General features: G+C 41.5%; 16 protein-coding genes and 2 pseudogenes. 11 read left to right on the forward strand and 7 right to left on the reverse strand.

Translation table 11 applies throughout. The features are described from left to right. Positions 1–355: 355 nt before the first annotated feature. A complete protein-coding gene (locus MHI21_RS03270) occupies positions 356–730 on the reverse strand; it encodes an aldo/keto reductase (RefSeq protein WP_341162368.1) in 375 nt (124 codons plus the stop codon). On the opposite strand from MHI21_RS03270, the gene MHI21_RS03275 reads away from it, so the two are divergent. Further along, complete coding sequence (locus MHI21_RS03275; RefSeq protein WP_341163792.1) at positions 689–1,084, forward strand: hypothetical protein; 396 nt, start codon at positions 689–691, stop codon at positions 1,082–1,084. The two genes, MHI21_RS03270 and MHI21_RS03275, sit on opposite strands and share 42 nt — an antisense overlap. A 177-nt stretch (positions 1,085–1,261) precedes the next feature. Here the strand turns inward: MHI21_RS03275 and MHI21_RS03280 are convergent. The 3 genes and pseudogenes from MHI21_RS03280 to MHI21_RS03290 form a co-directional block, all read right to left on the reverse strand. Continuing rightward, positions 1,262–1,522: pseudogene (locus MHI21_RS03280) on the reverse strand (Tn3 family transposase); the annotation flags it as partial. A gap of 136 nt (positions 1,523–1,658) precedes the next feature. Continuing rightward, a complete protein-coding gene (locus MHI21_RS03285; RefSeq protein WP_341162367.1) occupies positions 1,659–2,222 on the reverse strand; it encodes a receptor-mediated endocytosis protein 6 in 564 nt (187 codons plus the stop codon). A 141-nt stretch (positions 2,223–2,363) separates the two neighbouring features. Further along, positions 2,364–2,804, reverse strand: coding sequence for a nuclear transport factor 2 family protein (locus tag MHI21_RS03290; RefSeq protein ID WP_341162366.1), 441 nt, complete (start codon positions 2,802–2,804; stop codon positions 2,364–2,366). Positions 2,805–2,942: 138 nt separating this feature from the next. Between MHI21_RS03290 and MHI21_RS03295 the strand changes: the two genes are divergently transcribed. The 4 genes from MHI21_RS03295 to MHI21_RS03310 all read left to right on the forward strand — a co-directional run bounded on the left by MHI21_RS03295 (position 2,943) and on the right by MHI21_RS03310 (position 6,178). Then, complete coding sequence (locus MHI21_RS03295; RefSeq protein ID WP_341162365.1) at positions 2,943–3,836, forward strand: helix-turn-helix transcriptional regulator; 894 nt, start codon at positions 2,943–2,945, stop codon at positions 3,834–3,836. Positions 3,837–3,955: 119 nt separating this feature from the next. Beyond that, positions 3,956–5,284, forward strand: coding sequence for a replication-associated recombination protein A (locus tag MHI21_RS03300; RefSeq protein ID WP_341162364.1), 1,329 nt, complete (start codon positions 3,956–3,958; stop codon positions 5,282–5,284). A gap of 46 nt (positions 5,285–5,330) precedes the next feature. Further along, complete coding sequence (locus tag MHI21_RS03305; protein WP_341162363.1) at positions 5,331–5,678, forward strand: MmcQ/YjbR family DNA-binding protein; 348 nt, start codon at positions 5,331–5,333, stop codon at positions 5,676–5,678. 74 nt (positions 5,679–5,752) lie between these two features. Continuing rightward, entirely contained in the window at positions 5,753–6,178 is a 426-nt protein-coding gene (locus MHI21_RS03310) for a MaoC family dehydratase (RefSeq protein ID WP_342419423.1), read from the forward strand. Positions 6,179–6,850: 672 nt separating this feature from the next. Here the strand turns inward: MHI21_RS03310 and MHI21_RS03315 are convergent. Beyond that, the gene (locus tag MHI21_RS03315) at positions 6,851–7,423 is read right to left on the reverse strand and encodes a DinB family protein (protein WP_328801634.1); all 573 of its coding nucleotides are present in this window, start codon (positions 7,421–7,423) and stop codon (positions 6,851–6,853) included. An 812-nt stretch (positions 7,424–8,235) separates the two neighbouring features. Between MHI21_RS03315 and MHI21_RS03320 the strand changes: the two genes are divergently transcribed. From MHI21_RS03320 to MHI21_RS03335, 4 genes and pseudogenes are all read left to right on the forward strand, one after another. Beyond that, on the forward strand, positions 8,236–9,054 hold the full coding sequence (locus MHI21_RS03320; protein ID WP_190298551.1) for an alpha/beta hydrolase: 819 nt from the start codon (positions 8,236–8,238) through the stop codon (positions 9,052–9,054). 353 nt (positions 9,055–9,407) lie between these two features. Next, positions 9,408–10,067, forward strand: coding sequence for a hypothetical protein (locus tag MHI21_RS03325; RefSeq protein ID WP_341162361.1), 660 nt, complete (start codon positions 9,408–9,410; stop codon positions 10,065–10,067). A gap of 527 nt (positions 10,068–10,594) precedes the next feature. After that, a pseudogene (locus MHI21_RS03330) lies at positions 10,595–11,290 on the forward strand (DUF418 domain-containing protein); the annotation flags it as partial. A 240-nt stretch (positions 11,291–11,530) separates the two neighbouring features. Beyond that, complete coding sequence (locus MHI21_RS03335) at positions 11,531–11,956, forward strand: MarR family transcriptional regulator (protein ID WP_025719952.1); 426 nt, start codon at positions 11,531–11,533, stop codon at positions 11,954–11,956. A 266-nt stretch (positions 11,957–12,222) separates the two neighbouring features. Here MHI21_RS03335 and MHI21_RS03340 read toward each other — a convergent pair whose 3' ends face one another. Next, positions 12,223–13,197, reverse strand: a complete 975-nt coding sequence (locus tag MHI21_RS03340; protein ID WP_076295395.1) for a bile acid:sodium symporter family protein — start codon at positions 13,195–13,197, stop codon at positions 12,223–12,225. A 115-nt stretch (positions 13,198–13,312) separates the two neighbouring features. Then, entirely contained in the window at positions 13,313–14,194 is an 882-nt protein-coding gene (locus MHI21_RS03345; RefSeq protein WP_342419424.1) for a helix-turn-helix domain-containing protein, read from the reverse strand. Positions 14,195–14,330: 136 nt separating this feature from the next. On the opposite strand from MHI21_RS03345, the gene MHI21_RS03350 reads away from it, so the two are divergent. Next, entirely contained in the window at positions 14,331–17,687 is a 3,357-nt protein-coding gene (locus MHI21_RS03350) for a DUF5107 domain-containing protein (protein WP_342419425.1), read from the forward strand. Continuing rightward, entirely contained in the window at positions 17,680–18,966 is a 1,287-nt protein-coding gene (locus MHI21_RS03355; protein WP_342419426.1) for a cellulase-like family protein, read from the forward strand. The genes MHI21_RS03350 and MHI21_RS03355 overlap by 8 nt, the downstream gene beginning before the upstream one ends. Positions 18,967–18,969 lie beyond the last annotated feature (3 nt).

Here is an 18,969-nt window from a genome sequence, read left to right on the forward strand (position 1 = left end):
TCAAATAATAATTACATTTCCTCATTAAAACCTTGAGAATGCCAGACAATATATCAATCTTCAATTCTACTGATTAGATTGTCCATGAATCTGAGTTCTCTTTAACCCGATCGTTCACCGTTCCTTTGCGCACTCCGAGCTGTTTTGCCTCATAGTATGCATTTGACTTAAGTTCAAGGCATCGCTGTACGACATGTAATTTCGTTTCTAAAGAGGTTGAACTTCATTTAGACAATTGGAAAAACTCCCATCACTGTAGCAGTAGAAGTTTTGTTTGTTCTACTGTCTCCTATGATAGGAGCATATCATCCTTAGTTAGCTGTTTTCTTATTCAATTTTTTAATTGTAATTATTATCAATCTCTAGTGAAATTCTCTAGTATCCCAGCTGGATACCGGCTACCGGCTGATCCGTGTGGGAGGATCTCTTTAATACGTTGAAGATCAGCTTCAGTAAGATTAACATTAACAGCATTAATGTTTTGCTCAAGCCGCGTAACACTGCGTGTACCAGGGATTGGGACGATATTCTCTCCTTGGTTAAGAAGCCAAGCTAGTGCCAATTCTGCTACAGAAATCCCTTTGTTAGAAGCGAGTTCTTTAAGTTGTTCAGTTGCATTTAGGTTGTATATAAAGTTTTCCCCTTGCCAACGCTCATCGAATCGACGCATATCTTCTTCGGGGTACTCGTGGGCTGGTTTAACTGCATCTGTCAGGAAACCTCTACCCAATGGAGCGTAAGGGACCTTGAAAGTAGTTATCCTGAGACCTATGAGCGCCTAAAAGAAGCTATGAAGCAACGAGAAGATCAGGAATTGGCTTTCTATGATGAAGGGATTAAAAGTGGGGTCTTTAATAAGATTGAGGGTAGACTTATCGTTATGCAAGATGAGATTCTAAGTAATGTTTTAGATGTAAAGTACTTGATGGAGAACCAATTGACCGTGTTTCAAGTGCTATTTGACTATTACAATCTAAAGAAATTCCAGTTGTTTAAACCCGATAAAATGAAAATGATAGATGACAATTTGATGATTCCTAGAATTGAGCATATGGCACAAAAAATCTCAAAAAACTTATATTAAACTAATTATTAATGACAGATAACAAGAATATTTCTTCTTAGTAAGTATTTAATAAAAAGCCCGATGAGCACGTATCATCGGGCTTTTTATTAAATTCAGAGGGTGACTGCTTAGGTTTCAATCAGAGCGAATATAAATTGCATAACAAGTCAAAAGCTTTTGAATCCTTTCCTGTTAGCGAAATCCGAGCAAATGCGTTAAACCAAAGACTTGATCGGTGTAACCGGCTGTATCCGTATAATGCACCTCGATGGCCAAGTCTGTTTCATGGTGGAGCAAACCGTCGATGACGTGTACGGCATCCCGAGTGTTCGTATTGATGACTTTCGTGTAGAAAGAGGAAAATTGGTCGCTCACGAACCGATAAATCGTAGCTCCTTTTCCCGTCCTGTAATAGGGATTCGCATCTACGTGAAGCGTCGAAACTCCAATCTGGAGGGCATTCCATCAGTGACATTCTTTTACATACAAAAAGAGCAGCCAGTTTAGTTGCTCTTTTTGTATGTAAAATATATTGAGTTTTCATCAATTGAATCTCCTAATAGAGAATATTAATGTCCCATTTCCTTGCAGATTAATCAATTGTGCATAATTTCCCCTTTAGAGGATACTTTCTACTAGAAGATAAGAATATAGTCTTTTCGTCAAAATATTTATTAAAATAGTTGTTCGTTTTTAGATGAATATCAGGCTGATACCATTTAGAAAACCCATTTCGCTGAAACAACAAAGGCATACCCAATTGCTCGGATCGCTTCCCCTTTAAACCATCTCCAATGTTCAGCGAATCAATATATATTCGATCAACAATCCCCTGTAATCTTTTGGGGAAATCTGGCGTGAAGGGCAAAAGAGGAGAAATGGATGCCTGTGTAGCAATTCCTGCTGCATGGACATTTCTAAGAGCCTTTAAGCGCAGGTTGATTCCTGGAGCTAAAGGTGCAGAAAGTCGCTTTACATCTTCTCGGTCTGTTTCAATAGTCATAGAAACTAATAACTCACAATGTTGTTGTAATTCTAAAAGTATATCGAGGTCTCTAACCACCAGAGGACTTCTTGTTTGGATTTGAAGGAAATCTGGTGGAGATTCAATCATCTCCGTTAATATTTTTCTTGTTATCTCAACCTTACGCTCCATGGCTTGGTATGGACAATCTGCATGGTAGATACCCCTTCATTTTAAATATTTATATAAATGAAATTCCGAATGAACAGAAACTCCCTCCACCAGTTCAACTGATAAAGGGAGTTTTAATTAATTTTAGTAAAAGATGTGTATTTAGAACGCATCAAGACCCGATATAATCCCAGGATGGCGGACAAAAGACCAATGGGAATGTACTGTACGCCATTCGCCATTAATTAAACGAAAAACTTCAGTAGTATTCCAACATTTTTGAAGTTTTTCTTGTCCATCTTCTCCTGCTACATAATTGTGTAAATTATAACTCAACACAGCCAAATCACCAGCTTCACTGACAGCGAGATCTGGATTGAGATATTCACTCCGAATAATATTAGGATTTTTATAGCGTGACAAAATATGTTCTCTCACCGCTGAATTACCTACAATAAGTTTTTCAGTCACAGGATCGAAGTATGAAATATCATCACTGTAACTATCCAGGTACCCAAAGCAGTCTCCTTGATTCCACCGTTCATTATTAGCGCGTTCTATATTCAATACAGTTTCAGCTAATTCTTTGATATTTACACTCATTTTTTTTGCTCCTTTTTTTTAGATGTTGGAAGTGATATGATCATTTTAGGTCATTAAACACAAATGATAAAGGCAAAACCGGGAAAATAAATGATACTTTTCGGACATTCTACATTTTGAGTAAAGGAGGTTTATGTAGTGGTTCGCATATCAAAGCAAAAAATAAATATAGAACGTCTTAAATATCAACCTGTACTACCTTATCCATACGATTTAGAAATTTTTCGAGTCTCTGATCTTAAACAACGGACACCCAAAGAAAGGATGAGTGTAACTTATAGATATGAATTCTATATGCTTATATGTGTTACTCAAGGTGAGTGTATACAATGGGTCGATTTTGAGCCGATTTCCTGTAGCACAGGAACCTTTCTTGCCATATCCCCAGGTCAAGTTCATAATTTCGGACATGATGAGAATTGGGATGGTTGGATTATTTTGTTTCGTTCGGAGTTTCTTATACCTAACACATCAACATTAAATGAGCTTAAACTAGCTTTTGATTTTGGAAGGCTACCAAGCATTCTAAATTTAAATCATAATGAGTTGCGTCGTAGCATCGCTTCTATTGAACGAATGATCGAAGACTTGTTGATTGAAGGGACAGAAGAAGATATTCATATGTTGTTGCGTTACCAACTCTATGCATTTGTGACTTGGCTCAGTATTCTTCATAAATGCAAACGGATGAACGAAACAATAGATTCTCAAACATCGCTGCGTTTTATAAGCTTCCAGAAACTCGTTGAGAAATACTTCGCTAAGTTGAGCCATGTCAGTGAATACGCTACTCGTCTAAACTGTACGGAAAAAACTCTAACTCGAGCAACTATGGCAGCAGTTGGAATAAGTGCAAAAGCTTTCATTTCGGCCCGGATTAATCTTGAAGCAAAACGTCTGCTGATGCATACGGACTATTCTATTAGTGACATTGCGGAAAAGCTTAACTTCAAGGAGGCCACCCACTTTAGTAAATTTTTCAAACGTGAAACAGGTTGTACGCCTGCAGAATTTCGACAGCAGCATCTTTGAAATTATTAACTTACTCGAGTGTCTACTACCTTTCATATTGAATAAAACACTAATTGTAGTTATATATTAATGTTTTCTCGTGTACTTTTTTAAAATATGTTGTTTGAGGAAGTGATTTTATGATCCAGGGATCTTTATTTGATGATGATTATGATCAGGGACGGCCTTTAGCAAATCGGGTACGTCCACAAAATTTAGAAGAATTTGTAGGTCAAAAACATTTGCTTGAACCCGGAAAAGTATTACGTGAAATGATTGAGAATGATCAAGTTTCATCTATGATTTTTTGGGGGCCACCAGGAGTGGGAAAGACGACGTTAGCTAAAATAATCGCCAATCAAACCCAATCTAAATTTATTGATTTTAGCGCTGTGACTAGCGGTATCAAAGATATTCGTAGTGTCATGAAAGAAGCTGAAGGAAACAGGCAATTAGGTGAGAAAACACTTTTATTTATTGATGAAATTCATCGTTTTAACAAAGCACAGCAGGATGCCTTTCTGCCTTATGTGGAAAAGGGAAGCATTATATTGATTGGAGCAACAACCGAAAATCCATCGTTTGAAGTGAATTCAGCCTTGCTTTCTCGTAGTAAAGTGTTTGTGCTTCATCCACTCAATCATGCAGATATTTTAGAGCTATTGCAAAAAGCATTAGCGAACCCAAAAGGGTTTAATAATCAATCAATCGAGATCGAAGACGGTGTTTTATCAGCGATTGCTGAATATTGCGATGGAGATGCCAGAGTAGCTTTAAACACACTAGAGATGGCTGTATTACACGGGAAAAAATCAGATGGAGCCATTGTAGTGAATAAAAATGATTTAGCACAAATGTTAAATCGCAAGTCATTATTATATGACAAAAATGGTGAGGAACATTATAACATCATATCTGCTTTGCATAAGGCGATGAGAAATAGTGATGTTAATGCTGCAATTTACTGGTTATCGCGCATGTTGGAGTCCGGGGAAGATCCATTATTTATTGCTAGAAGATTGGTCAGATTTGCAAGTGAAGACATTGGTTTAGCAGATAACCGAGCTTTGGAGATAGCAGTAGCTGTCTTCCAGGCTTGTCAGTTTATTGGTATGCCAGAGTGCGATGTACATCTAACCCAAGCTGTCATTTATCTCACCTTGGCCCCGAAGTCCAACGCAGCTTATTTGGCCTATAGAGCTGCAAAAAAAGACGCCCTGCATTCCGTAAATGAACCTGTTCCCTTACAGTTACGAAATGCTCCGACTAAATTGATGAAAGAACTGAATTACGGGAAAGGTTATAAATATGCCCATGATACTCAAGAAAAATTAACAATGATGCAGACCATGCCAGATTCTCTCATCGGACGCGTATATTACCACCCCACTATACAAGGATCTGAAATGAAATTTAAACAACGGATGGAAGAAATTTCAGCATGGTATGCAAGCCACAAAGAAACTTAATTGCTTTAATGTATAGATGATCCAATAGAAATCGAGGAAATTCGTCATGACAATAGAAAAAATTATTAAGCATTGCTTATCATACCCAAGTTCATATGAAGATCACCCTTTTGGAGACGGATGGACTGCGATGAGACATCAAGGGAACAAAAAAATTTTCGCCTTGATATACAATCATGATGAGCATCTTTGCGTCAACCTAAAATGCAACCCTGATCATGCTGATTTTTTGCGAAAAGCGTTTGAAGAGGTAAAGCCTGGTTATCACATGAACAAGGAACATTGGAATACAGTAATATTAGATGGTGATCTGCCAGAAGATGAAATTCACGATATGGTGCATCATAGCTTCGAATTGACCAAGCCAAAAAGCTCCAAAAAACATACTAGCTAAAGATAAATTTCTTATTGACAATTAAATTTTGCGGAATTCATTATGTAAAAGTATCCGGTTTCGAGAGGTGTAATATGAAGTTTAATGAATTCTTTGTAGGGCAGCGGTTCGAGACTGATTCTATAAAAGTAACCAAAGAAAAAATTATGGAATTCGCATCTGAATTTGACCCTCAGTACATGCATTTGGATGAGAAGAAAACTCAGGAAGGCATGTTTGGAGGAATTATTGCTTCAGGAATCCAAACATTAGCCCTAACATTTAAACTATGGGTAGAGTGTGGTTCATACGGTGAAGATGTAGTGGCTGGTACTGCTATGGATAATATCCGATTTATAAAACCTGTATACCCTGATGATGAGTTACATGTAGTTGTTGAAGTCATTAATCTAGAAGATAACCGAAAGAATACAGGAATTGTAACTGTGAATTTATCTACTTTTAATCATACGACTCAAAAAATTTTTGAAGGGGATCTTTCTGTAATAATAAAAAAATAACGTATCTTTAAATAAATGAAATTGACGGGATATCTTTCATTCACGTATTCCAAAGCGGGGAGAAAACATAGTAGCTCCTATCGTCAGCGTAAAGGAATGCACAAAAGATAATTGTATCCGTTCAGAGAATAGCTCCTGCAGATGCAGGAGCTGTTTTTGTCTGCACTAAACATTCAGTTGGCTGCATCATTGACACTGACCAGCACCGGGAAAATCCAGTGATTTGCTGTTGTGGGAAGCAAAATTTAAGGAACTCCTTTATGAGAAGATATATCCTTTGATGACATGAAAGAAATTTTAGGTACTACCTTTTACTGGATAGAAAAAGAGCTTAAAAAGTACGAAGATCTAGTTTTAGAACTTCTATTAGAAAAATTGTATTCTAAAGAGATATTAGAAAATATAAAAACGGACGCACATATTAATATAAAATGAAATTAAAATAAGTACTTTAATAATATTATTAGTACTATTTTTTTAATGAATTAATTAAAAATACTGGACTTCAGTACACAACTTTATTGTATGTACACAGAAAAATAATCATAATTGATGCCCGAAGAAAATAAAGTTTTAGACTGATCCGACAAATGCAACAGCGGCAGATAAGGACGCGAAAATAAAATCCTAGACTGGCCGCTGTTGTGGTCAACATTCAACTATCGTGTCCTGTTAGCCTAATAACTCTGCAGTTTGTAAGAAAGCGTCCAGCCGCTCCTTTTGAAGAAGATGATGACGGTAATGCATCTCCACCATCGTGAACCATTCGACCGCGTTTAACGCGCCGAAGGCTACGGCCGGATGAGTCGCCTTTCGCTGCAGCCGCTCTGGGTCTATGTTCTGCAGCGACGCCCCAATCTCATGCATGCGGCGCCTTGCTTCCTCCAGCTTGGCGACAAGCTGCTCCTTGCTCTCTGGCTGAGGAGGCGTATATAGCAAGTCGGCCGGTACCTGAATGCGAACCGGTGGGAAGCTCCCTTGCTCAAACACGGCATGGCCGGCCTCCGTCTTCCCGCCGCCCTCCTCGCTGCCGCCACCGAGCGCCATGCACTGCTCCGCAAGAAGGAGCTGCAAGTTCAGCGTGGAATGAGGCAGATGCAGGTACATTTGCCCAAGCGACCATTCGTTCTCGCTTGGCTTGCGACACAGTTCCGCCAGACTATACTTGTCCAGCTCCCGAACATAATGCTTCGAAATCTCGTCGAACCTTACCAAAATATCCTTAATCCCTATGTTCTTGTTCATCAAGATCATCTCCTCGAATACTGAATTACTCTCATCATATGAGAGGACCCAAGAAAAAAGCATATTCGTAGTTTATATCTTTAATACTTTATTTTCCAGTCTAAGACTATATTTTCTAATTACACCGGCCGCCGTCGCTAGCGCGCCAATCGCAAAGCTGGACTTCATTCCGGAAGAGCTGGGGAGCAAGCTGCAGCTGCGCATGCGGGCCACGCGTCGCCAGTCTATAACTTTATTATCTCAGTCTAGTTCTTTATTGTTTAGTCTAAAACATTATTATTCGCTAACAATTGACAATGAAGAAGTAGTACAACTTCTTATTGATTGTATAAATACGCCTTTTTAGAGTTGCGTATATTCTCATAAAATTTTGAAAAATTAGGGTGGACCGAATAAATTCGAGTCAATGAGTTCTCACTAATTATGAAAATGATCGTTGAATTATCATATATTCAACTTGTTGTTTTCTCATTAATTATGACACCACACATGTGAGTAACCATTATAGTTGAGACAAAGGTAATTAATAGATGAGATTTTTTGCATACATGTTTGAGACAGAGTGAGGACCTTGATTCGTCAAAAACACTGATGAATCAAGGTTTTTCTACTTTATATGGTGATGAATAATAAAACAGGCAGGTTAGTTTGACTCCGGAAATAAGAATGGCGAACAAGTGTTCTTTACATATATTATATATGCGTATATAATCAAAACGAAACGGAAACGGAGATCTGGTGTGCTAGATAAAGCAATGTAGATTTTTTTTTAGTATAAGCACATTATAAATAAATCAATTGGAGGAGTCTGTATGCCATATTGTAAAGTCAAGAATGCCAATATATATTACGAGGAAATTGGTAAAGGCAAACCGATTATAATGATCCATGGTTTTACACCAGACCATCGGTTAATGAGTGGGTGTATGGAACCGATATTTGAAGATATCCCCGGTTGGCGTCGTATCTATCTTGATCTACCTGGAATGGGACAAACAAAGGATTACGATCAAATATGTAATTCAGATGATATGCTAGAAGCAGTTATAAATTTTATTGAAACTCTTGTCCCAAACCAAGATTATCTCATAGCAGGCGAATCATACGGTGGTTATATTACAAGAGGAATAATTAATAGACATAAGGATCGTATTGGTGGAGCTGCACTGATTTGTCCATTAATTATTCCTGAACACAAAAGAAGAATACTTCCCGAGCATTTTGTTGTTCATTGTGATCGCGAGTTTATGGACACCTTAAGTGAAGAGCAAATAAGTGATTTTAGCGCAAATCAAGTTGTTCTCAATGAATATAATTGGAAAAGGTATTCTGAAGAGATCGTGGCAGGTTGTAAGATCGCTGACTACGATTTTCTTAGCAAGATTCAAAGAAACTATGGATTTTCCACCAATATAGATGAATTAGTTTTCGATAAACCAACAGTATTTACTCTTGGGCGACAAGATGCAGTTGTTGGTTACATAGATGCTTTTAGAATTTTAGACAATTATCCTAGAGCAACCTTTGCCGTTCTAGATCGAGCAGGCCATAATCTTCAGATTGAACAGGCTCTATTATTTGAGTCACTTATGCGTGAGTGGCTTGAAAGAGTAACAGAGTTTGGATTTTAGTTGTATATGAATCCATTGAACTAACGGGCAGTGTAGTTTAATTCACATGGTTTAAAAGCATAGGGTATTATTGAATAGGTATTAAAAAAAGTACAATTTTCTTCGTATGTTCAAAGGAAGAGTGAATTCATGAGTGATTTAGATAAAATTAAGCTCGTGAGGCCGCCATTTCCCAAGCTACGATGTTTTTCTTCCAACCTATTATGATCTAGGAGAGGATTTCTTTGAAGAAAAACATCGGAAACAAAAAGCTAAGCTTATTATTACTGATTGTTTGAGTAGGCTTCCCACAAATTAGTGAAACGATCTTTAGCCCCTCATTACCTTCTATCGCTGTGACGTTCGGAACTTCAATGAGTAAAGCAGCTGCTGGCAAGACCTACCCTGCAGGTTCATTTATCATAAATATGCACCAGGCAAAACACGGCATTGCAAACATGGTTTTATATGATGGTATTAACGTCTCAGATTATGCTTCCGTAGCTGGCGGGATTGTGCAGGATTTTCCAGTCCTACGAGGATTTGAATGTGATGTGGTTAGAGAAGCTGAAGTGTTTGAGGGCCAAACCTCTCCGGTGACTTCCGTATCGATTCCGGCAACACAAATGCCGAATCATTCTGCCTATGTTTTAATTCGAAACACCAATAACGATGCCATCAAAACCGTTAATGAATTGCTTAAATCCGGCAAAGTGGTCACGATGCTATCAAAAAGCGGAACAGGATATGAAACGGGTGACTTTGCAGTCGCCTATGACGATCTGCACCCGCTGGCCTCAAAATACGATCTTGATGTAACGGCATTAGGCAATAACCAACCCGTTGGCAAAGTTCTTAAACCTTCTACGGTAGCTGCTCTCGGCGAACCGGCTTATGTGCTCAAAAATCTCGGTTTTAAAGTGACCGATGATCAGCAGCATGCCGATGTGCTTGTGAATCATTCGATTCCGATAAACTTGTCGAGAAAGGGAAGCCTTACATTGCTTATGGAAATATGGGGATGGTTAATGTGAAAAGCTGGATTCCTCAATTTGCGTTTGCTGGCCAATTCAATTTTTAATGCCGTCCCTGGCAAATCGTGAGTGAATTTTAATGATATTGAAAACAACCTTATTCCAGTGATCAACTGCGAATAAGGTTGTTTTTTGTGATAAACCAGTTTCGTCCGTTGTGACATTTTGTTTGCAACTTGATCAAACTTTAGCGACATCTGCAGGCTATATTGGACTACAGCGTAACATCAATCCTGAACATGCGGGTTGATGAAAAATGTGAGTTCAGGATTTTCAGGGACGAATGCAAGTTGCTAAGCAGTATTAAACTGATGAGCAGATCCTCAGAGAGTATGAGGAAGAGACAAAGATTAAAAACCGAGCTTTTTCCGTAAACAGCCAGTTGAATGAAAATCAAGTAAATGAAAAGACGGTTGCTAATAAATTGGATGAAAAAGCAGTAGATACAGCAGGTATATCCAATTCAACCTACGACGGTACACAAACCGATATTCCTTCTCGAAGCTCTGTAGAAGAGTCGAAGAGAAGGTGATATCGCGGGAGGTCCGATGTCTGCTCTCGCCTTGACTCCTGCGTTTGTTGCTGGTATGGCCATTGGCCGCTTTGACCTCACCAGATTACGCACAGCTCTCATACTCGCAGGCAGTGGTATCGTTATGCTTGTTATTGGCAAAGCGCTGGCCGCTTTTATACTTCCGAATTGGAATCTTCACTTTGGACAATGGCTGATAAGTGTGCAAGGAGTTGTTCCTGTACAACCGACGGATGAGTACGCAATTTGGCCTCTTAATACGGAGACACCTATGTGGCAGCTCCTTTTGGGAACGGCTCCGCACACCCCCTCGACATTCCAGACGATGCTAGGATTAGGGATTTCATTTCTGGTAATGGGAGTTGCATGCCTCGTATCCAAAAAGGCTTCCGCTGTATTAATGCCTTTCGCAGCAGTCGGACGTGTGGCCCTGACCATGTATGCCTTTCAGTTTGTAGTGGTGTGGATTCTCGATCTGACAAAGATTGGGCATAGTCTGGATGGAGTCCTGTTCGGCGACGTAATGATCGCAGTTGCAACACTGCTGCTGGGGTTATTGATTGCCCAGCGTCCTGTTGGTCCGCTTGAAGGATTGATGCGCCGCTTTGACCGATTGTTCAGCCCTCCCAACCAGTCTCACAAAAGTAAACGGACTGATCAAAAAAGATACCAGATAAGAGCTATAAGATGATTATTGAACAGATTGAAAAGGAGAAACTAATAATAAAAATATTAATACTTAATTTCTCCGGAAGGGTGGGTTCAATTGTGAACCCACCCGTTTTCCATTGAACACAGTTATGGTTCTTTCTGTAAACAAAATCACTCACATCTTGTTAATATTGTATGGGTTTTGACCATTCTAATTAAGCTTGATACAATAGGTTAAACTAAGTGGAGATACTTCAATATAGAATGGTGTGGTCTAAACTTGCAACATGAAAACGAACTTTTGGATGTATGGTTGTCTTTGTCTCACATCCATTCCACTTTAAATGATAAGTTAGAACAAGCTCTGCTACAAAATTATGATTTATCCTTGAAGGAGTTTTACGTTTTGGGTTTTATATCGAATTCCGAGGAAAAAAAATTACGACTGCAGCAACTTCAAGAATTGGTGGGATTAAGTCAAAGTGCGACATCGAGACTCGTAGTGAGAATGGAAGCCAAAAACTGCGGGGCCTTACAAAGACATACATGCGAGGATGATCGACGAGGTGTGTATACTCGGATTACGGAATTAGGTGAAAATAAATTCCAGCGTGCACTTCAAACCTTTAATCAGGTTTTACAATCAGAACTTCAGAAAGATGGAGTGAAGTCACAATTTCAAAATCTTACGCAAAAGCTGTTTTAGACTTTGCGACCTGTGTATATCGTTCTTAGTTTCCTTAGGGTAATATGTGGCTTGAACGTTGTGCCACGAAAGGCTCTTTACAGGGGCTTAGTTTATTACCCTAGACGATTCAATAGAAATGTTATGATTGGAAAGTGAACATTTACATGATTGCGCATGCATGTTTTCATCAGGCTTCCAACCATGTACGTATAGAAACGCCCTTCCGAAACTCCTCCTCATAAGGAGGAGTTTTATCGTCTGGAACCGCCGCCAGCCCCCTTTGCTTAAGAAACTGAGGCCGTATTGCGCTTTTCCTTGGCGTTGCCGCGGTCGCGACGACTTAGCAGAAATCCGACCAGAGATGCCGTGGATTGCTGGAAAATCATCCCGAGTACAACAGGCAGTGCTACCGGGGCCGGGAAATAGGTGATGGCAAGCACGGCTCCTGCGCTAATATTGCGCATGCCGCCGTTAAAGACAAGCGCCGTACGGTCTGCATTATTCCACCGCATCAGTCCTGATATCAGATAGCCGATTGCATATCCAGTGGAAGCAAGGACGACTATAGATAGGCATACTCCGACAAGCTTGAGATTAAAATCGACCAGATAAGGCGCGATGACAGATCCGTTAATCATTACGACAAGAGCCATAGCCAGCTTGGAGAACGGTCCCAGCCGAGGTCCCCATACCTGCTTGATCTTCCCTTTAGTCCATTCGTTCAACACCATGCCGATTAGCGAAGGAACGACAATCATCCAGAATAGGCTCTGCATCATCGCCCAGGTATCGAGCTGCACATCCGCTCCGATCAGCAGGGACATGATGCCCGGAACGGCAAATGGGGCCAAAATCGTATCAATTAAAATGATCGCCAATGTCAGCGCCGTGTTGCCTTTATAGATGTTGACCCACACGAAGCTGGAAATGCCCGTAGGGATAGCCGCACCAAGAATAAGTCCAGTGATCGTATAAGGATCATTACTGAAAGCCAGATGCCCCAGCATCATGGCAAGAAGCGGCATAGCCAGGTGAAGAATAAACAGACAGGCGATCAGTGGACCAGGATGCTTTATCACATGGACAAAATCCTTAAATCCCATACTGATGCTGCCCGCGAAGGTCATGAATGCAAACAGCCAGGGAGAGAGTTCTGTATATTCTGACAACGGCGTACCGATTAGGACGCCAATTAGAATGCTGATTGGTGTAATTAGCGGCATAGCTGCATTTAGTCTACGATTCAACGTGAGGAGCATACAAAACTTCCTTTTTTAACCTTAAGTATAGACCTTGCACCCCCGATTCGTAAATGATCTGTGACCTTGCGGCAGCCCGATAGAAGCAAATTTGAACACTCCTGATGAACATAGATCAACCCTTCAAATTATTTCGGTATTCCAAAGGAGAGCAGCCCATTATTTTTTTGAATAGCCTGGAAAAGTAGTAAGGGTCCCTAAAACCGAGTTGTATGCTAATTTCTTTAATAGAAGCATTCGTCAAATCCAAAAGCTGACTGGCCCTCTGTATCTTCATTCTTAAATAGTAATCGACAGGAGAGTAGCCGGTGGATTGCTTGAATATCAAGTTCAGATGCTGCTTGGATACCTGAACATGCCGACTAAGCTCCTCAAGCGAAACGGTGGATTCCAATTGTTCACTCATATAGCGTGTTGCCTTATCCACATGACTCTGGTACGTACTGTCTTCCTTGCGAAATGCAACGGATACAACAAAACTCAGCAGATAACGGACAGTTTGCGATACTTGAACTAAATGTATGATGGAGTATGATTTGTTCAGTAAAAGGTCGTAACACTGATGAAATAGCTTCAGTAGTTTGACTTCATCACTGGCGGCCATGGAAATATACGTTTTAAAAGACTCAAATAATGCCATAAAGTCATCCACTTGGTCTCCTTTAAGATGAAACCAGTAAATCGTCCAAGGATCTCCATCGTCAGCCCCATAAGCATGCGGCATGTCCCTGGGAATGTACGCAAAGCTTCGCTCCGTCATGTCAATCGTTAGGCCATCCTTTGTTCGTATCCAACCTTTTCCGCTGGCACAGTAGATGAATATATGAGAGTCACATCCGTACATTCTTTCACGAAAATGATGGCGGGCATGGCTGAAGCAGCCTATATCCGTAATATATAGATTTTTTGTAAGCGGATTCATATTTAATTTATCCAGCATATAGGGTGGAAGGACATATAACTTTTCACCCTCAAATCCATCAGCTTTCTTATTCATGATCTATCCATCTCCCAGCCGTAAGCGGCTCTAATGATGAAATACGTATATAATCCATCATAAACAGTGGATTGTCAATTGTCTGTACTGTCGCTTACTTGTAAGCTCTGAATATAAGGGCGACTATGAGGGAGTGATGGAATTGAGCATTTTCGACGCTAGGGCACGCGTGTGGGAGCAAACTGTGCAGATCCCCACGTATGGAATTGGCAAACCCGACAAAAATCCAATGTTTCTGGAGAAACGTGTCTACCAGGGAAGCTCCGGTCGAGTGTACCCGCATCCGGTAATTGATAAAATTGAGGATGAGAAGAAACTTGAAAATTACCAAATGGTTTTTCTGGAAAATAAATATTTGCGCATTGAGATCATGCCAGGGCTGGGAGGCCGCATTTATCGTGCGGTCGACAAGACCAACGGTTACGATTTTGTATATTATAACAGGGTCATCAAACCAGCGCTTGTGGGCTTATTGGGGCCGTGGATATCTGGAGGGATTGAGTTCAACTGGCCGCAGCATCACCGTCCCAACACTTATGGACCCGTTGAATACAAGTTGGAAGAACATGACGACGGAAGCGCAACGGTATGGGTGAGCGAAATTGATCGTATGTTCGGCACGAAAGTAACAGCTGGTTTTACACTACAACCAGATAAAGCATACCTTAAAGTTGAGGCCCAGCTATACAACCGGACTGCCGAGCCTCAAACGTTTCTATGGTGGGCCAATCCAGCCGTAGCGGTACATGAGCACACACAATCCGTTTTTCCTCCAGACGTATCAGCCGTGTTCGACCATGGAAAGCGTGATGTATCCCGTTTCCCGATCGCTACAGGCACTTATTATAAAATGGATTATTCTGAAGGTGTAGATATCTCCCGATACAAAAATATCCCTGTCCCCACTTCATATATGGCCTATAAATCGGATTACAATTTCATAGGTGGTTACGACCATATGAAACAAGCCGGGCTTTTGCATGTGGCCAACCATCATATCTCTCCTGGAAAAAAGCAATGGACATGGGGAAATGGCGAATTCGGCCAAGCATGGGACCGGAATCTAACAGACGAAGATGGTCCCTACATCGAGTTGATGACGGGGGTATATACCGATAACCAACCAGATTTCACTTGGCTTCAGCCGTATGAAGAAAAATCGTTCTCGCAGTATTTTATGCCTTACAAACATATTGGTATGGTCAAAAACGCTTCAATTGACGCAGCCGTTAATTTGGAATTAAATCGCAGCGAAGGGACAGCACAGATTGGAGTCTATGTAACTTCATCATTTCGTGAGGCTGTTGTGGAATTAAGCAGTCAACGGAAAGTTTATATCCAAGAAACCTTAGATCTGACGCCTAATAAGGCCTTTATACAGAAGACAGTTATTTTGGCTGAGGATGAGGATTATGAACTATGCTTAATCGTCAAAGACGCGACCGGAAGGGAGTTGATTAGCTACCAGCCGAAGAAAAAGGAAGTTGAACAGATGCCGGCTGCCGCTGCCCCCCTGCCAGAACCGGAGGAATTAAGAACGAACGAAGAATTGTATTTAGCAGGACAACATTTGGAGCAATACCGTCATGCTACCTTTGAACCCGAGGCGTACTATCTTGAGGGCCTGAAAAGAGATAAAAATGACAGCCGCATAAATGTGGCATATGGTACGTTGCTTCTTCGTAGAGGGTTGTATTCAGAAAGTGAAGAGTGCTTTCGTAAAGCCATCTCGCGGGTAACCTGGCGTAACTCTAATCCCTATGACGGTGAGGCCTACTACCAGCTTGGTTTGTCGCTAAAACACCAAGAGCGGTTGGATGAGGCGTTCGCTGCATTTTATAAATCAGTATGGAGTGCAGCATGGCAAGACAGCGGATATTTCTCACTGGCACAGATTGCGACAGAACAAGGGAACTATGAAGAAGCATTGGAGCTCGTGGAGCGTTCAATCATCCGCAATGCTCACAATTACAAAGCACGCAACCTGAAGTCGGCTATTCTTCGTAAGCTCGGCAGCTACGAAGCGGCAATAGCCTTCTCCAAGGAAACGATGAAGCTCGATATCGCCGATTTTGGAGCTTACCGTGAGCAAGCATTATCATTAGAGGCTCTCGAGTTACGAGATGATGCTAAAACGGTCCTCGAAGAGTTGGGAAAATGGATGCGTGGAGATGTGCATAATTATATAGCGGTAGCATCGGACCACGCGGCGGCGGGACTCTATGAGGATGCAGCATGTGTGCTGGAAGAAGCTCCAGAGCAGGCGAAAACATACCCTATGCTGTATTACGTTCAGGCCTTCTGCTATGCTAAAATCGGCAAGCATGAGCAGGTGAACAATGCTCTCGCTCAGGCCGCAGATGCAGTACCCGACTACTGCTTTCCTAACAGTCTGTTGGAGTTGGATGTGTTACAATTTGCAATTCGAACGAGACCGGGGGACGGAAAGGCGCATTATTACTTAGGTAATTTACTCTATGATAAGAAACGGCATCTGGATGCCATTTCCAGATGGGAAACGTCTCGTTCCATTGACGATACTTACCCCGTTGTTCACCGTAATCTTGCTCTTGGATATTTTAACAAACAAGGCCAAGTAGAGAAGGCTCGCCATTCGTTAGAGCAGGCCTTTGCGTGCAATACTTCAGACGCGCGTGTTCTTTATGAGCTTGACCAGCTGTATAAGAAGCTGAACATCAGGCCCAACGACAGATTGAACCTAATGGAGAGTTATCCGGGAATCATAAAGCTTCGCGATGATCTGTTTTTGGAATATGTAACCGTTCACAATACGATGAAGCAGCATAAAATAGCGTTGTCCTTGCTGACAGGGCGAATATTTCACCCATGGGAAGGCGGAGAGGGGAAGGTAACTGGACAGTATAGGCTTGCCAAGGTAGAGCTTGCGAAGTCCGACCTGAGGTCTGGGCGGATTGAACAGGCTGTAAAAGGGCTGCGGGAGGCTTTAGTGTATCCAGAGAATCTTGGCGAAGGTAAGCTAGAGGGTTCCCAAGATAACGATATCTATTATTATTTGGGCTGCGCGTATGAGCTATTGAAATTAACAGATGAGGCAAGGCAGGCCTTTTCCACGGCCTCTCAAGGACTGGGGGAACCCATTGATGCCATGTATTATAACGATCAACAGCCAGATATGATATTTTATCAAGGATTGGCCTGGAAGAAACTTGGTTATGCGAAGGAAGGCATGCGTCGATTCAACAAGCTCATTGATTACGCCGAAAGGCACTTATTTGAACCCGTGAAAATGGATTACTTCGCGGTCTCGTTACCCGACTTTCTCATCTTTGAAGATGACCTGAATATTCGTAATCAGGTTCATTGTACTTATATGAAGGCACTTGGTTTGCTTGGATTAGGGCGACAGGACGAAGCTATCTTGCATTTTGAATCGGTGCTTAAGCTGGAAGCTAACCATCAAGGAGCATTGAACCATATGGACTGGAGCTGGGAGGGGGAATCAAATGAGTAATCTCATGAGAAATGTACCGCGCAAATTGACGATCACCATGTGGGACTTTTCTTGGTATACAATGACGCAGGAAGGTGAGCCCTACAGCGATCTTGAGGCCCGTTTTAAAGAAGCGGTCGAAAGAGGGTACAATACGATCCGAGTATGTGCTATGCCATTCATGTTGTTTACAGCGGATGGCAAACGTCCTGGACCCTTGGAGTTTGCTAACCTTGGGGAAGTAGGCCAGCGTACGCGTTGGTATAACTGTCGTGGCGGCGCAGTGCTGGACGGGCATGCTCATTTACTTGAACTGTTTAAACAAGCAAAGGCTCATAACTGTTACATTATGTTATCCTCTTGGGAATATCAGCAGAGTCCCAGCTTTCTGGCTCATGCTGAGCTTAGAGATGAATTAGCTGCAATACCTCCTAAGGAGAGATTCATGGCCATTGCAAAATCAATGGATCAGTTGATCCGTTTCGTCACAGCAGAAGGCTATAGGAACCAGATCATCTATACAGAGTTGCATAACGAAGTGGAATTTGGGCAGTTAAACGCTGTTGGGACGTCTGAAGGCATAGCCGAAACGAATGTACCAGCGCTTATTGAAGCCATGCAGCCCTATGTAGAAGAAGCGATTGAATATCTTCGCCAATGTCATCCCGATATTATGATGACCGCAAGCTATACGTTAAATGAAGCCTACCCTAAAGCTTACGTCGCGCGCAATATGCAGGTTGCCCATTTTCATCTTTATATTAAAGGGGTACTCAATGAGCTTATGGAAGCGGCAGCGCTTTATGATGAGTTGGCGCCGTTCCCCAATCCATTCGTACAATCCCTATTAAGAGAAGATGCTCCTCCATTTGCAAAGTGGACCCTGCCTCCGGAGCAGAATTGGCGGATGGAAGGCAATCCAGTCGGCATGAGGCTTATTTATTTACACGACTGGGTAGATCCCGACCAATGGGATTTATTTTTGTACGATCGGTATGGAGACCATAAAATTGCCATGTTGCAGAAGGCCGACACCCGCTTGGAAGAAATTCATGAATGGACTCGTCATTCCGGTATTCCAATAGTCATAGGAGAAGGTTATGTAGGCTACACGCCGCTGTATGCCCAATTTGAAGAAGGCCCAGTCGGCAAATTTATCGCTGAATATGTGTTGCGAAAAGGAATGGCACTTGGGTTCTGGGGAATGACCCTCTGCTCTAACTGTGCTCCCCATCATCCATTCTGGAATGATATCGCTTGGCAGCGCAAATGGAATCAATTTATCTTGAATTCAGATTAACGA

The organism is Paenibacillus sp. FSL H8-0168 (genome assembly GCF_038592955.1).
Taxonomy (GTDB): Bacteria; Bacillota; Bacilli; order Paenibacillales; family Paenibacillaceae; genus Paenibacillus; species Paenibacillus polymyxa_B.